Origin of the sequence: Pseudomonas sp. P105, assembly GCF_032614175.1 — a bacterium.
Lineage (GTDB): Bacteria > Pseudomonadota > Gammaproteobacteria > Pseudomonadales > Pseudomonadaceae > Aquipseudomonas > Aquipseudomonas rhizophila.
The window spans coordinates 5,199,717-5,214,127 of record NZ_CP126693.1; the positions used below are offsets into that span (position 1 = coordinate 5,199,717).

14 protein-coding genes are annotated in these 14,411 nt (G+C 62.1%); 5 read left to right on the forward strand and 9 right to left on the reverse strand.

Translation table 11 applies throughout. The features are described from left to right. Positions 1 to 20 precede the first annotated feature (20 nt). Entirely contained in the window at positions 21 to 650 is a 630-nt protein-coding gene (locus QOM08_RS23315; protein ID WP_047228580.1) for an alpha/beta hydrolase, read from the reverse strand. Between the two features lie 148 nt (positions 651 to 798). Between QOM08_RS23315 and QOM08_RS23320 the strand changes: the two genes are divergently transcribed. After that, entirely contained in the window at positions 799 to 1,236 is a 438-nt protein-coding gene (locus QOM08_RS23320; RefSeq protein ID WP_047228581.1) for a YhcB family protein, read from the forward strand. A 247-nt stretch (positions 1,237 to 1,483) separates the two neighbouring features. Here QOM08_RS23320 and QOM08_RS23325 read toward each other — a convergent pair whose 3' ends face one another. The 8 genes from QOM08_RS23325 to QOM08_RS23360 all read right to left on the reverse strand — a co-directional run bounded on the left by QOM08_RS23325 (position 1,484) and on the right by QOM08_RS23360 (position 10,991). Beyond that, the gene (locus tag QOM08_RS23325) at positions 1,484 to 2,869 is read right to left on the reverse strand and encodes an aspartate aminotransferase family protein (protein ID WP_316912194.1); all 1,386 of its coding nucleotides are present in this window, start codon (positions 2,867 to 2,869) and stop codon (positions 1,484 to 1,486) included. After that, the gene (locus QOM08_RS23330; RefSeq protein WP_316912195.1) at positions 2,866 to 4,353 is read right to left on the reverse strand and encodes an NAD-dependent succinate-semialdehyde dehydrogenase; all 1,488 of its coding nucleotides are present in this window, start codon (positions 4,351 to 4,353) and stop codon (positions 2,866 to 2,868) included. Before QOM08_RS23330 ends, QOM08_RS23325 begins: the two co-directional genes overlap by 4 nt. Before the next feature lie 129 nt (positions 4,354 to 4,482). After that, entirely contained in the window at positions 4,483 to 4,962 is a 480-nt protein-coding gene (locus tag QOM08_RS23335) for an Lrp/AsnC family transcriptional regulator (protein ID WP_139049176.1), read from the reverse strand. A 195-nt stretch (positions 4,963 to 5,157) separates the two neighbouring features. Then, positions 5,158 to 6,159, reverse strand: a complete 1,002-nt coding sequence (doeB, locus tag QOM08_RS23340) for a N(2)-acetyl-L-2,4-diaminobutanoate deacetylase DoeB (RefSeq protein ID WP_047228585.1) — start codon at positions 6,157 to 6,159, stop codon at positions 5,158 to 5,160. Between the two features lie 3 nt (positions 6,160 to 6,162). Then, entirely contained in the window at positions 6,163 to 7,353 is a 1,191-nt protein-coding gene (doeA, locus tag QOM08_RS23345) for an ectoine hydrolase DoeA (RefSeq protein ID WP_316912196.1), read from the reverse strand. A 41-nt stretch (positions 7,354 to 7,394) separates the two neighbouring features. Continuing rightward, the gene (locus tag QOM08_RS23350) at positions 7,395 to 8,387 is read right to left on the reverse strand and encodes a cyclodeaminase (protein ID WP_316912197.1); all 993 of its coding nucleotides are present in this window, start codon (positions 8,385 to 8,387) and stop codon (positions 7,395 to 7,397) included. A gap of 24 nt (positions 8,388 to 8,411) precedes the next feature. Next, positions 8,412 to 9,383, reverse strand: a complete 972-nt coding sequence (eutB, locus tag QOM08_RS23355; protein WP_139049175.1) for a hydroxyectoine utilization dehydratase EutB — start codon at positions 9,381 to 9,383, stop codon at positions 8,412 to 8,414. 213 nt (positions 9,384 to 9,596) lie between these two features. Beyond that, positions 9,597 to 10,991, reverse strand: a complete 1,395-nt coding sequence (locus tag QOM08_RS23360) for a PLP-dependent aminotransferase family protein (protein WP_047228589.1) — start codon at positions 10,989 to 10,991, stop codon at positions 9,597 to 9,599. A gap of 290 nt (positions 10,992 to 11,281) precedes the next feature. On the opposite strand from QOM08_RS23360, the gene ehuB reads away from it, so the two are divergent. The 4 genes from ehuB (at position 11,282) to ehuA (ending at position 14,387) form a co-directional block, all read left to right on the forward strand. Further along, entirely contained in the window at positions 11,282 to 12,139 is an 858-nt protein-coding gene (gene ehuB / locus QOM08_RS23365; RefSeq protein ID WP_047228590.1) for an ectoine/hydroxyectoine ABC transporter substrate-binding protein EhuB, read from the forward strand. A 66-nt stretch (positions 12,140 to 12,205) separates the two neighbouring features. Beyond that, complete coding sequence (gene ehuC, locus QOM08_RS23370) at positions 12,206 to 12,865, forward strand: ectoine/hydroxyectoine ABC transporter permease subunit EhuC (RefSeq protein WP_047228591.1); 660 nt, start codon at positions 12,206 to 12,208, stop codon at positions 12,863 to 12,865. Beyond that, entirely contained in the window at positions 12,862 to 13,518 is a 657-nt protein-coding gene (ehuD, locus tag QOM08_RS23375; protein WP_047228592.1) for an ectoine/hydroxyectoine ABC transporter permease subunit EhuD, read from the forward strand. The genes ehuC and ehuD overlap by 4 nt, the downstream gene beginning before the upstream one ends. After that, on the forward strand, positions 13,518 to 14,387 hold the full coding sequence (gene ehuA, locus QOM08_RS23380) for an ectoine/hydroxyectoine ABC transporter ATP-binding protein EhuA (protein WP_370695169.1): 870 nt from the start codon (positions 13,518 to 13,520) through the stop codon (positions 14,385 to 14,387). The genes ehuD and ehuA overlap by 1 nt, the downstream gene beginning before the upstream one ends. Positions 14,388 to 14,411: the final 24 nt, after the last annotated feature.

The window sequence follows — 14,411 nt, forward strand, 5'->3', positions numbered from 1 at the left end:
TATCGCTTGTCAGACTGCTGTCAATTCGAGAGGCGCGGCAGGAGCAGATCCTTGAGATCGGTCAGCTTGCCATGGAAAAAGTGCCCGCATTCTGCCACTTTCAGCAGCTCATGGGGGCGCTGGAGCGCGTCCGACCATTGGTAAACCAGCTGGGGATCGACCACTTCGTCGGTTTCCGGCTGGATCACGGTCAACTCGCCGCTCATCGGCAAGGGCGATTGCGCGTCCAGGCGCATCACCGCCGGGGCCACCATGAACAGGTGCTTGGGTGGCTGGCCCTGGGCTTCCAGACGTCCGCCAAGGCTTGCGGCAACGAAGCCGCCAAACGAGAAACCGAACAGGGTGAGCGGCAGTTGCGGGTATTTTTCCCGCAACCAATCGGCTGCAGCCTGGGCGTCGTCGACTTCGCCGGTGCCCATGTCATGGCTGCCGGCACTGGCGCCGACCCCGCGATAATTGAAACGCAACGTAACCAGGCCAGCATCACGGGCAGTGCGTTGCAAGGTCGAGACGACTTTGTTGAGCATGGTCCCGCCCTGCACCGGGTTGGGGTGGCAGATCAGCGCCAGGCCACGGGGCGCTTCGCTGTCCAGGTACAAGGCTTCCAGTTGGCCCACGGGGCCATCAATGACTACAGGGGTTTCGCGCATAAGCAAGGGAAAGAACTCCGTGACCCCGAATAGGGTCGACTCGTCTAGCTAAAAGTCTGTGCCTGGCATGATTGCGATGTTCTTCGCGGTATACAGCGCAGGTCCGAGCCGTTAACGTAAAGCAAAGCCGTTTATAGAGGAAGGACTCGTGGAACACTCGCTCTTAGTTTGGCTGTTGCCGACTCTTGCCCTGGTTGCCGGTGTCGCCATTGGATTCCTGCTTGCCCGACTGCTGCCCAATGCGGTGCCTAACAGCACGCAACGTCAGCTGGACGACATTCAGGAACGTTTCGACAGTTATCAGAATGAAGTGGTCACTCACTTCAACAGCACCGCTTCTCTGGTGAAAAAACTCACTCAGAGCTACCAGGACGTCCAGGATCATTTGTCCGAGGGTGCCAATCGCCTGGCCCTCGACGAGCAGACTCGCCAACGCCTGCTGGCCGCCCTGCACGCTGATGCGGCGCAGACGCCACGGGAACGCCTGACCCCGCCAAAAGAGGTCCAGGAACCGCCCCGGGACTACGCCCCCAAGGCCCCCAATTCACCCGGCATGCTCGATGAGCATTACGGTTTGAAGAAGTAATCTCCAAGCGACACCCAAAAGAAAAGCCCGCCCGATCGCATGATCGGGCGGGCTTTTTTTTGACTCCGACGCCTTGTGGGAGCGAGCCTGCTCGCGATGTCGGCGGCACATCCAGCATCACCGTTTCAGACACACCGCTTTCGCGAGCAGGCTCGCTCCCACAGTTTTGATTGGGGTGTTCACAAAGTCTGTGCCCGCACCCATCTCCTGTGGGAGCTGGTGTCACAGGTTCTGCGCCACCCTGCCCTCACCCCAACACTTCACCCGCCACCTGATCGATAGCCCCTTTGGTGATGTCGACGATCAGGTCCGCCTCTTCGCGGGTCAGGATCAGCGGCGGGGCGAAGCCCAGGATGTCGCCGTGGGGCATGGCGCGGGCGATCATGCCGCGTTCCAGGCAAGCGGCCGAGACCCTGGGGCCGACTTTCAGCGCCGGATCAAAAGCGCTGCGCTGCTCGCGATCAGCCATGAACTCCACCGCCGCAAGCATGCCATCACCGCGCACTTCACCCACCAGCGGATGGCCTTCGAGGCTTTCACGCAGCCGGCGGTTCAGGTAACCGCCGACATCCTCGGCGTTGGCGGTGAGGTTTTCCCGCTCGAGAATGTCGAGGTTGGCCAGTGCCGCCGCCGCGCAGATCGGATGCCCTGAATAGGTCCAGCCATGCCCCATGGCGCCTTCGGTCTGGGAGGCTTTTTCAATCACACTCCAGACCTTTTCCCCGATGATCACCGCCGACAACGGTGCATACGCGCTGGTCAGGCCTTTGGCGGTGGTGATCAGGCCCGGCTTCATGCCGTAGCGCTGGCTGCCCATCTTCGAGCCCAGGCGACCGAAGGCGCAGACCACTTCATCGGCAATCAGCAACACGTCATACTTTTTCAGCACCGCCTGGATCGCGTCCCAATAACCGGCCGGCGGAACAATGATCCCGCCCGTGCCCATCAAAGGCTCACCAATGAACGCCGCCACGGTGTCCGGCCCTTCAGCCAGGATCATTTTTTCCAGCTCATCGGCGCAGTAGCGTACGAACGTGCCTTCGTCCATGCCCGCCGGGGCCTTGCGATACCAATGGGGGCACACGGTGTGCTTGACCCCTTCCACCGGCAGGTCGAAATGCTGGTGGAAGGTCGCCAGCCCAGTCAGGCTGCCGGTCATGATGCCCGAACCATGGTAGCCACGATCGCGAGAGATGATTTTCTTCTTCTGCGGCCGGCCCAGCACGTTGTTGTAGTAACGCACCAGTTTGACCTGGGTTTCGTTGGCATCGGAACCGGACAGGCCGTAGTAGACCTTTTTCATCCCTTCCGGTGCCCAGTCCATGATGCGACTGGACAGTTCGATGATCGCCTCGCTCGAGTGGCCGACGTAGGTGTGGTAGTAGGCCAGTTCCTTGGCCTGCTTGTAGATGGCATCGGCCACTTCGGTGCGGCCGTAGCCGATGTTCACGCAGTAGAGGCCAGCAAAGGCGTCGATGAAGTCACGGCCTTCATGGTCGCGAATGCGGATGCCCGCTGCGCTCTTGATGATCCGGCCCTTGAGCGCACCGCTGGCGTGGTCGTGGGCGTGGGTCGAGGGGTGCATGAAATGCGCACGGTCTTGTTCGAACAGCGTGTTGAATTCCTGGCTCATGCGGATTCTCCTGGGAACTGGCCTTGATGGTGCAGGCAAAAGTATTTGGTTTCGACGAAGGGCTCGAAGCCCTCGCTGCCACCCTCGCGACCAAGGCCCGAGGCTTTCATGCCACCGAAGGGGATCGGATGGCCGGTGAACTTGACGCCGTTGACCGCGACCATGGCGTGGTCGAGACGGCGAATCAGTGGATAAATGAGGTCCAGGCGGTTGGAGCAAATATAGGCTGCCAGACCGTATTCGGTGTCGTTGGCCATTTCGATGGCTTCATCCAGAGTGTCAAATGGCATCACCCCGGCGATGGTCGCGAAATTTTCTTCGCGGTAGATGCGCATCTGCGGCGTGACATCGGCCAGCACCGTTGGCTGGTAGAACAACCCGCCCAAGGCATGGGCCTCGCCACCGACCAGGCGCTGGGCGCCAAGGGCCAGCGCATCGGCGACCCGGTCGGCAGTTACGTCGAATGCCGCCTGGTGCATCAACGGGCCAATATCCACATCCTGCTCCTGCTGATCGACCATGGCCGGGCCGACCCGCAACGCCCGAACCGCCGCGGCGAAACGGCTGAGGAACGCCTGATAAACCGGGCGCTGGACCATGATCCGGTTCGCCGCGCAGCAATCCTGGCCCGAGGTCTGGAACTTCGCCTCCACGGCGACTTTTACCGCCAGCGCCAGGTCAGCATCGGCGCAGACAATGAACGGCGCGTTGCCGCCCAACTCCAGGGCGACTTTCTTCACATCATGGGCGGCGGCTTGCAGCACCAGTTTGCCGACCCGAGTCGAGCCGGTGAAGCTCACTGAGCGGACACGGCGATCCTTGACCAGGGTTTCCATGGTCATCTGCGGCTCACCCAACACCACGTTGAAGACCCCGGCAGGAAAACCCGCCTCCTCGGCCAATTGCGCCAAGGCCAAAGCCGAGTACGGCGTTTCGTGGGCCGGTTTGATGACCACGGTGCAACCGGCAGCCAGGGCAGCGGCGGCCTTGCGGGTGATCATCGCCGACGGAAAATTCCACGGCGTGAGCAGCGCACAGACACCCACCGGCTCCTTGAGGGTGCCCAGGTGGGCGTTGGGAATGTGGCTGGGGATATTCTGCCCGTACAAGCGCCGGGCTTCTTCGGCGAACCAGGGAATGAAGCTTGCGGCATAGGCGATTTCGCCACGGGATTCGGCCAGGGATTTGCCCTGCTCCAGGCTGAGGATGCGCGCCAGGTCTTCACTGTGTTCGACGATCAACGCCGCCCAGCGTCGTAGAATCTTGCCCCGGGCATCCAGGCTCTGTTCACGCCAGGCCGGGAATGCTTGCTGGGCCGCGTCCACCGCCGCGACAATCTGCGGCTGATCGAGCATCGGCACATGGCCGATCACCGTACGGGTGGCGGGGTTGTGCACGGCAATGCTCTGGCCGCTGTCGCTGTGGACCCACTGGCCGTTGATGTAGCAAAGCGCTTTGAACAGCAGCGGATGTTGATAAGTCATGACGTTCACTCCAGACCGTGTGCGTGAAACCATGCTAGGGCAGCAGCACTTGGATAATCGGGTGTTTGCCGTGGGTCATTGCTTGGTTTTTTCTGAAACAAGGGGCTGTAAAAGTGATTTATGCGGTGCTCAGGTTGACGGTGCCAGCTCCGCCGGCAAGGCGCCGCCGGTCTTGATGACTTTGGTGACGATGTAGGTGAAATAGCGCTCGATGCCGAGGTCTTCGAGTAGCAGTTGATCGACAAAGCGCTGGTAGTGATCGATATCCGGAGACTGGATCATCGCCAGGTAATCCACCCCGCCGCCGGTGGCGTAACAGAACGCGACTTGCGGGGCGGTGGCCATGCGCTGCTCGAAGCGACGCATGTCCTGGGCGGTGTGTCGGGCCAGGGTGATTTCCACTAGCACCTGTTGACGCTTGAACACCGCGCCCCAGTCGATCTGCGCCCGATATCCGGTGATCAGCCCTGCCATTTCCAGCTTGCGCACCCGCTCCCAGGCCGGCGTCACCGAAAGGTTGATCGCCTCGGCCAGACTCGACTTGGTGATCCGTCCATCCTCCGCGAGGATCTGCAGGATCTTGAGGTCATAGCGGTCGAGCTTGTGCATGGGCCGGGCTCCCGGTGATTAAAAACTCAAGGCATACATCAATTGTGGCGAGGGGATTTATCCCCGCTGGGCTGCGAAGCAGCCCCCAAGCTACTGACTCAATCTGTCTGCCATACCGAAGTGTCAGGTTGTAGGGTCGCTGCGCAACCCAGCGGGGATAAATCCCCTCGCCACAAGTTCAGTGCCCAACCCGATTCACGCCAACACATCCGCAATCACTGCCAAGGTATCGCCACATCGCACCAGCCCCGGAAAGTGCCGGGCCGCCAGCAGTCCGCTGCGGGCGGCGCGGTATTCGATGGGGGCGACGCCGCTGCGAGTGGCGTCATAGATACGCGCCACCACCTCGCCCAGGGTCACGTGTTCTCCCAGGTCGCGGCACATTTCCAGCAGGCCGTCGTGTTCGCTGGCGATGAAGCAACTGGCATCGGGCATGTCGAGCATCATCGATGGCTGTAGCTCGATTTCGCCGCGCAGGATGCCGGCGTGGATCAGCAGATTGCGTACGCCGCGCTCGGCAATCGCCACGCTGCGGGCCGTCGATGAGCCGCCACCGCCCAGTTCGGTGGTGACAAACACCTTGCCCTGGGATTCGGCGGCAGTGTCGTACATCGCCCCGGCGTCCAGTTCCAGCATGCGCATGCAATACGGCGCATTGAACGCCAGCATCCCCGCCTCGCAACGGGCCTGTTGCTGCTTGTCCGGCAACACGTGGCAGGCGGCGAATGGCAGGAAGTCCAGAGTGCGGCCACCGGAGTGGATGTCCAGGACGATGTCGGCCAAAGGCAGCAATGTACGGTTGAAGTAATCGGCGATTTTCTCGGTGACGGTACCGTCCGGCTTGCCGGGAAAACTGCGGTTGAGATTGCCCTTGTCGATGGGCGAAGTCCGGCGTGCGGCATGGAACGCAGGGGTGTTCATGAACGGCACGATAATCACCCTTCCGCTCACCTCTTGCGCGGTCAACCGTTGTGCCAGCTTGCTCAGGGCTACCGGGCCTTCGTACTCATCGCCGTGGTTGCCACCACTGAGCAACGCCGTCGGGCCGCTGCCGCGCTGGATCACGGTGATGGGAATCATCACCGCGCCCCAGGCCGAATCGTCTCGCGAATACGGCAGTTTGAGGAAACCGTGCTGTACGCCCTCGCGGGTGAAATCGACCGTGGCGCTGATGGGATTGGCAGGCAAGTCAGTCATGGCTCAATCCTTCACGAACAATTGACGAGGCACGTTGCACAGCGTCTCGACGCCGGTTTCGGTGATCAGGATGCTTTCGGTGATTTCCAGGCCCCAATCGTCCATCCACAATCCCGGCATGAAGTGGAACGTCATGCCCGGCTGCAACACGCTGGTGTCGCCGGGGCGCAGGCTCATGGTGCGCTCGCCCCAATCCGGTGGGTAACTGATACCGATCGGGTAGCCGCAACGGCTGTCCTTGTGGATGCCGAACTTCTCCAGCACTTTGAAAAACGCCACGGCGATGTCGCCCGTGGTGTTGCCCGGCTTGGCCGCGTCCAGGCCGGCGGCGATGCCCTCGACCACGGCTTTTTCGCCGTCGAGAAAATGCTGCGGCGGCTTGCCCAGGTAGATGGTGCGTGACAGCGGGCAGTGGTAACGCTTGTAGCAACCGGCAATCTCGAAAAAAGTCCCGGCGCCCTTCTCGAACGGCGAGTCGTCCCAGGTCAGGTGCGGCGCGCTGGCGTCGGCACCAGTGGGCAGCAAGGGCACGATGGCTGGGTAATCGCCGCCATGACCATCGGCCCCAAGGATGCCGCTGCTGTAGATCTCGGCCACCAGTTCGTTCTTGCGCATACCCGGCTCGATCCGCTCCAGAATCCGACCGTGCATGTTCTCGACGATGCGCGCGGCGATGCGCATGTAGGCGATTTCCTGGGGGGACTTGACCGCCCGCTGCCAGTTCACCAGGCCCACCGCGTCCACCAGTTTGGCCTTGGGCAAATGTTTTTGCAGCGACAGGTATGCGGCGGCGCTGAAGTAGTAGTTGTCCATCTCCACGCCGATGGTCAGCGCGCCCCAGCCACGAGCGCTGATCACTTCCCGGGACAGGTAGTCCATGGGATGGCGTTCGCGCGACTGCACGTAGATGTCCGGGTAGCCGACGATATTCTCGGCCTGCATGAACACCGTGCGTTTGGCACCGTTGGCATCCTGGCCGCGACCGAACCACACGGGCTCGCCGTCCAGCGCCAGCAGCACGCACTGGTGTACGTAGAACGACCAACCGTCGTAGCCGGTGAGCCAGGCCATGTTCGACGGATCGGTGACCAGCAACAGCTCCAGGCCCTGGACCTGCATGGCCACACGGACCTTCGCCAGGCGCTGGGCGTATTCCTCCCGCTGGAACGGAAGATTGACGACTATCTCTGACATCCACCTGCCCTCTGATCAATGACGCACGAATAAAAGATCGGTCAACGACCGAATGGGAAACCCTTGCCTGCCGCCCGCGCCCGCTCGAAAGCCAGGTTGGCGATGGCGGTGTCCTGGGCGCCGGTGCCGGTGAGGTCGCACAAGGTGACTTGCGCCTCATCGGTCCGCCCGGCCCGCTGCCCCGCCAGTACCTGGCCCAGCTCCAGCAACGCCGACTCATCGCCGACGACACCGGCCGCCAGGGCGTGATGCAATTCGCCGAGCACACGGGTCTGGCTCAGGCGATCAGCGACGTAGCAGTCGACTGCCGCCAGGGCTTGCGGACAAATCTCGTTCTTGTGCTCCGCATCCGAGCCCATCGCCGTGATATGCAGGCCGGGATGCAGATGCCAGGACTCGATCAGCGGCTCACGACTGGGGGTGCAGGTGATGGCGATGTCCACACCTTCCAGCGCGGCGTCGAGCGTTGCGCACGGTGTCACCGAAAGCCCCGTCTCACGTGCCAGTTCGGCACTGAAGGCCTGGGCCTTTTGTGCATCGCGAGCCCAGACCCGCACCTCCTCGATGGGCCGCACCAGACGCAGCGCCTGAAGCTGCAACGCGGCCTGCTCGCCGGCGCCGATCAACGCGACACTGCGGCTCTGCGGGCGGGACAGGCAGCGCGCCGCCACCGCCCCGGCCGCGGCCGTGCGCACGGCAGTGAGGTAGCCGTTGTCGAGTAACAGCGCCTCGAGCAAACCGGTGCGCGCCGACAACAACATCATCATGCCGTTGAGGCTGGGCAGGCCGAGTTTCGGATTATCGAAAAAGCCTGGGCTGACCTTGATCGCAAACCGCTCCAGACCCGGCAGATAAGCGGTCTTCACATCCACCTCACCGTTATGTTCGGGGATGTCCAGCCGCAGGATCGGCGGCATCGCCACGGCTGCCGTTGCCAGCAGCACAAAGGCCTGCTCAATGGCGTCGATGCTGGGCAAGTCGAGGGCCACGCAACTGCGCAGATCCGCTTCGCTCAATAGGGTGACTTCACTCATGGCTGGCTCCGTTGCGGCTGAGGGTTATTGAAGGGCCCCGGCGATCACGCGGGCATGTTGTTCGGTGTCGACGTTGCGCCCGCTGATCACCAGCACAATGGGGCCGCGCGGTTCGATCAGGCCGTCGAGCAAAGCGGCAATACCCACCACGGCAGCGCCCTCAAGCACCAGGCGTTCCTCGTGATAGGCGTGGCGCAAGGCATTGGCGATGGAAGCTTCTGAAAGCAGGTGCAGGTCATCGCTCAGTTGCCGGGTCATGTCGAAGGTGTAGCGGTTGTCCAGGCCGATGCCGCCGCCGAGGGAGTCCGCCAGGGTGGGCAACTCCTCGACTTCCACCGGATGCCCGGCGGCGAGGCTGGCGCCCATGGCGGCGCCTCGGGCCATGCTGATGCCATGCACCTGAATCGCCGGATTCGCATTTTTGAGCGCCAGCGCCACACCGGCGAACAGGCCGCCACCGGACAACGGCACCAGCACCTGGGCCACATCCGGCTGTTGTTCGAGGATCTCCAGGCCGAGGGTGCCCTGGCCGGCGATGATCGCTGGATGGTCGAAGGGCGGCAGAAAGGTCGCACCCTGCTCTCTGGCGATGCGTTCGGCTTCGCGCTGGGCATCGTCCTGGGACTGGCCGACGATGCACACCTGCGCGCCGAGGTCGCGGATCGCCTGGACCTTGTTGGCCGGCACCAGGTTCGACAGGCAGACAATCGCCTTGACGCCTTGTTGCGAAGCGGCATGGGCCAGCGCCCGACCATGATTGCCGGTCGAAGCGGTGACCACGCCGAGGGTCTTTTGCTCGGGGCTGAGCTGGGCCACGGCATTAGTCGCGCCGCGCAGCTTGAAGCTGCCGGTGATTTGCAGGGATTCGAGCTTGAGGTACACCGCCACCCCCATCAGCCGTGACAGGCTGGGGGAATGCTCCATGGGCGTACGCCGCACCAGCGATTCGATGCGCTGGCGAGCGAGGTAGACATCCTGTAGCTGCAACACTGCCATGACCGCGTCCCGAGCTGATGTGTTGGGCGCAGTCTAAGAGGGCTGGATTGTGGTGATGAATGTACTAGGGCAATTTAATCAATGATTGTCCGGCCCCAAATCCTCGACCACTACAAATCCCCTGTGGGAGCGAGCCTGCTCGCGATGGGGACAGTACAGCCACAGTTTCTGTTGGCTGTTACGCCGCTATCGCGAGCAGGCTCGCTCCCACAGTTAAAAATCATGCACCTGCGGATACTGGTCAAACATCTCGCGCATGCCGATCAGCGCATGGCGCATTTCCTCATCGCTGCATTCGGCGCCTACGCATACTCGCACCGCACGGGGTTTGGGGGTGCCGCGCACGGTGAACGGGTCGGGAGAGGTTACGGCGATGTGTTTGTGCCGCAGCGCCCGCACCAGGCTGTCCACCTCCCACCGGGGTGGGATGCCTATCCAGGCATTCAAGGCGTGAGGATGCTGGCCCAGCAAATGCTCGCCCATGTACTCGGTCACCATCGCCTGGCGCCCGGCCAACAGCCGTCGTTGCAACTGCACCAGCGACTCGGCGCGGCCATCGCGAATCCAGCGGGCGGCGATCTCCGAGACCATGGGCGTGGCCATCCAACTGTTGACCCGCAGGATGCTCTCGGTGCGTAGCGCCAGGCGCTTGGGCACCACCAGATAACCGATGCGCAGCCCCGTGAGCACCGACTTGGTCATGCTGGTGCAATAGAACGACAGCTCCGGCAGGTAGTGGCTGATGGGCGGCGCACGGCGCTCGTCCAGCAGCGGACCGTATACGTCATCTTCGATGATGTGCACACCAAAGCGCCGGGCAATCTCGGCGATTTCCCGCCGGCGGGTGTCGGGCATCAGGCTGGTGGTGGGGTTGTTCAGGTTCGGCGTGCACACCAGCGCGGTGATGCGCTCGTTGCTGCACATGTCCTCGAAGTGTTCAGGGTCGATGCCATAGCGATCCATCTCCAGGCCCTTGAGGGTGAAACCCAGCACCTGGGAATTGCCGATCACCCCGTGGTCGGTCACCCCTTCGCAAAGCACCACATCATCGGGACCGGCCAGGGAAGCGAGGGCCAGGAAGATCCCATGGGCTGCGCCGTTGGTGATCAATATGTCGTTGCGATCAACCTTCAACCTCTGGCGGCCGATCCATTGGGCGGCCGCTTCGCGATGGGATTCAAAACCTGCGATCGGACGAAAAGCATGAATCCACGGCTGATCTTCTTCGGTGCTCAATTGAAGGCAGGTGTCGCGCCAGAACTGGTCGTGCTCGCGGGTGTGCATGATTCGCGTGATGGAAAAGTCCACCAGCGCTCGCTCGGGGCTGTCGAGGATGTAGGTCGCGACCCGATCACTCATGCGTCGCGAAACGAAGCTGCCGCGCCCCACTTCACAGCGCACCAGCCCCTGGCGCTCCAGCTCCTTGTAGGCATTAGTAACGGTCTGCACACTGATGCCCATGGCGTCAGCCACTTGCCGTTGCGGCGGCAGGCGTTGGTCATTGGCCAGGGCGCCCTGCTCGATATCGTCAGCAATGGCCTGTACCAGAATCTTGTATTTGGACTCACCGCTACGGGCCGCGTCCAAGGCTGATTTCCACTTTTCCATGACGCTGCAACCCGCGTGTGTTCTGGTGCGCACAGCATCCCGCGGCAACGGCGACAAAGCAATTGTCCTAGTGCAATACAATCGGTGCCGGGGCTTTTGTATGCTCGGTCCAAGGTTGTCATCCAGGCGGGTTCACCACCCCGACAAAAAAGCCGGATCGACCTGTACCGGCGCCGCTCCCGATTCCAGGCCAAGGCCGGATCAGCCGCTGTACGCTTTGCTCTTGTAACACTGCCTCCTACCACAGAGCCGTCAAACGACGGATCCACAAGAAACAGGAGATTTTACCGATGAGCAATTTCCTTCCCGCCACATGCGCGCCCCTGCGTCGGCTCTTAATGACTTGTGCCGTACTTGGCCTGGCTGGCAGCGTTCACGCCGCCACCCTCGATACCGTCAAAAGCAACAGCAGCATCCGGATCGGCTACGCCAACGAAACGCCGTTCGCCTTTACCGAAACCGACGGCACCGTTACCGGTGAATCACCGGAAATCGCCAAGATCATCTTCGCCAAGATGGGCATCAAGCAGGTCAACGGCGTGCTCACCGAATGGGGCTCGCTGATTCCCGGCCTGCGCGCCGGCCGATTCGATGTGATTGCCGCCGGGATGTACATCACCCCGGCGCGCTGCAAGCAGGTATTGTTCACCGATCCGCAATACCAGTTGCCCGATGCCCTGCTCGTGGCCAAGGGCAATCCCAAGCAACTGCACAGCTATGAAGACATCGCCAAACAACCGGACGTGAAGCTGGCAATCATGGCCGGTACGGTGAACCTGGCGTACGCCCGGGATTCCGGGGTCAAGGATGAGCAGATCCTTCAGGTCCCCGACACCACCGCGCAGTTGCAAGCGGTGCGCGCCGGTCGCGCGGACGCTGCCGTCGGCACGCAACTGACCATGAAGGGCCTGGCCAGCAAGGGCGGTGACAAGGTTGAGGCGATGACCGAGTTCAAGGACGACCCGTCGCACATCGGCTACGGCGCCCTCGCCTTCCGCCCCGAAGACAAAGACCTGCGCGATGCGGTCAATGCCGAGCTGAAGAAATGGCTAGGCTCTGAAGAACACCTCAAGGCCGTTGCGCCGTTCGGTTTCGACAAGTCCAACGTGACCAGCAAAACCGCGGCCGAGCTCTGCGCTCAGCCATAGCCGAAACGGGCATGACGCGCAGTGCGTGATGCCTGTTCCCTGCTTCATCGGATATCGGGTTGAACCATGGGCGAATTACTTCCGTTATTGATTCAAGGGGCCTGGGTCACGCTTCAGGTGACCTTTCTCGGCTCGCTGCTGGCGATCGTCGCCGCGGTCCTGGCGGCCTTGGGGCGGCTGTCACCGTGGCGAGCGCTGCGCTGGTTTTCCATCACCTACATCGAAGTGTTTCGTGGCACGTCGCTGCTGGTGCAGTTGTTCTGGTTGTTCTTCGTGCTACCACTGCCGCCGTTCAACGTTGAGTTGAGCCCCTATGCTGTGGCGATTGTCGGCCTGGGCCTGCACATCGGCGCTTATGGTGCCGAAGTCATGCGCGGCGCCATCAGCTCGGTGGCCAAGGGGCAATACGAAGCGTGCACGGCGCTGAATTTCAGCGGCTTCAAGCGCTTCAAACGGATCATCCTGCCCCAGGCCCTGCTGGCGGCGATCCCCCCGGGCACCAACCTGCTGATCGAATTGCTCAAGAACACGTCGCTGGTGTCGTTGATCACGTTGTCCGACCTGAGCTTCCGCGCGCGGCAGCTGGATCAGGCAACCTTCCAGACCCTGGAGATCTTCAGCCTGGCGCTGGTGATGTATTTCATCCTCGCCCAGGCCATTAACCTGGGGATGCGCCATGTCGAACGACGACTGAGCCGGGGCCGGATGCGTGGAGGTCTGTCATGACCCTGTTCGACTGGTCCTACGCCGCACAGATCCTGCCGGACTTGCTGCGCGCCTCACTCAATACGGTGGGCATCACCCTGATCGGCTTTCTGATCGCGATTGTCCTGGGGCTGTTCCTGGCAATTGGTCGGCGCAGCCGAAAAGTCTGGCTGTCATGGCCGGCCACCGCCGTGATCGAGTTCATCCGCAGTACGCCGCTGCTGATCCAGGTGTATTTCCTCTATTACGTGCTGCCTAACTACGGCTTGAGCCTGACGGCCATGCAAGTGGGGATTCTGGGCATCGGCCTGCACTACGCTTGCTACATCGCCGAGGTCTATCGCAGCGGCCTCGACGCGGTGCCGCGGGCGCAGTGGGAAGCGGTGACGGCGTTGAACATCGCTCCGTACAACGCTTACCGCAACATCATCCTGCCCCAGGCGCTGCGGCCGATCATACCGCCGCTGGGCAATTACCTGGTGGCGATGCTCAAGGACACGCCGGTGCTGTCGGCGATCACCGTGGTGGAAATCATGCAGCAGGCCAAGAACATCGGCTCCGAGCATTTCCGTTACCTGGAGCCGATCACCATGGTCGGCCTGTTCTTCCTCGCCCTGAGCCTCGCCTTGGCCTATCTGGTACGGCGCCTTGAAACGCGCATGGAGCTACGCTAATGACTTTACCCCTGTCCTCGCCCACCGATTTGTCCCGGCGCAGCACGCTGGCGTCGCAGCAGGAGGCCCCGGCCATGCAAGATCAGACACCGTCCCGGCCGATCGTGAGTTTCCAGGACGTGACCAAAAGCTATGGCAGCTTTACGGTGCTCGACCATCTGAACCTGGATGTCGCGCCCGGTGAAAAAGTCGCGATCATCGGCCCCAGCGGCTCGGGCAAGTCCACATTGTTGCGGGTGTTGATGACCCTGGAAGGCATCGACCAGGGCCAGATCCGCATCGAAGATGACTCCCTGACCCACATGCCCAACCGCAACGGCGTGCTGGTGCCGGCCAACGACCGGCACATCCGCCGTGTGCGCGGCAAGATCGGCATGGTGTTCCAGAGCTTCAACCTGTTTCCCCACATGACCGCGCTGCAAAACGTGATCGAGGCGCCGGTGCAGGTGCTGGGCATGAATCCGAAGGAAGCCCGGGAGCGCGCCGCCGATTTACTGGAACTGGTGGGGCTGGGCAGCAAGCTCGACCATTACCCTTCGCAGTTGTCCGGCGGCCAGCAACAACGGGTGGCGATTGCCCGGGCGCTGGCGATGCGACCCAAGGTGATGCTGTTTGACGAAGTGACCTCGGCACTCGATCCGGAACTGTGTGGCGAAGTGCTGAATGTGATCCGCAAACTGGGGGCCGAGCACAACCTGACCATGCTGATGGTGACCCACCAGATGGGCTTCGCCCGGGAATTCGCCGACCGGGTGTGCTTCTTCTACAAAGGGCAGATCCACGAACAGGGCACTCCGGCGCAGATCTTCGAAAACCCGCAACAGGAGCGCACGTGCGCGTTCTTGAGTGCGGTGAAAGAGGCTAACTGAACCTATCTACTAAAGTGAACACTG

Coding starts and splice junctions, on each gene's coding strand:
- QOM08_RS23315 (WP_047228580.1), bottom strand. CDS start 650: ATGCGCGAAACCCCTGTAGTCATTGATGGCCCCGTGGGCCAACTGGAA.
- ehuD (WP_047228592.1), top strand. CDS start 12,862: ATGACCCTGTTCGACTGGTCCTACGCCGCACAGATCCTGCCGGACTTG.
- doeB (WP_047228585.1), bottom strand. CDS start 6,159: ATGACTGACTTGCCTGCCAATCCCATCAGCGCCACGGTCGATTTCACC.
- ehuC (WP_047228591.1), top strand. CDS start 12,206: ATGGGCGAATTACTTCCGTTATTGATTCAAGGGGCCTGGGTCACGCTT.
- ehuA (WP_370695169.1), top strand. CDS start 13,518: ATGACTTTACCCCTGTCCTCGCCCACCGATTTGTCCCGGCGCAGCACG.
- doeA (WP_316912196.1), bottom strand. CDS start 7,353: ATGTCAGAGATAGTCGTCAATCTTCCGTTCCAGCGGGAGGAATACGCC.
- QOM08_RS23360 (WP_047228589.1), bottom strand. CDS start 10,991: ATGGAAAAGTGGAAATCAGCCTTGGACGCGGCCCGTAGCGGTGAGTCC.
- QOM08_RS23335 (WP_139049176.1), bottom strand. CDS start 4,962: ATGCACAAGCTCGACCGCTATGACCTCAAGATCCTGCAGATCCTCGCG.
- QOM08_RS23350 (WP_316912197.1), bottom strand. CDS start 8,387: ATGAGTGAAGTCACCCTATTGAGCGAAGCGGATCTGCGCAGTTGCGTG.
- QOM08_RS23325 (WP_316912194.1), bottom strand. CDS start 2,869: ATGAGCCAGGAATTCAACACGCTGTTCGAACAAGACCGTGCGCATTTC.
- eutB (WP_139049175.1), bottom strand. CDS start 9,383: ATGGCAGTGTTGCAGCTACAGGATGTCTACCTCGCTCGCCAGCGCATC.
- ehuB (WP_047228590.1), top strand. CDS start 11,282: ATGAGCAATTTCCTTCCCGCCACATGCGCGCCCCTGCGTCGGCTCTTA.
- QOM08_RS23330 (WP_316912195.1), bottom strand. CDS start 4,353: ATGACTTATCAACATCCGCTGCTGTTCAAAGCGCTTTGCTACATCAAC.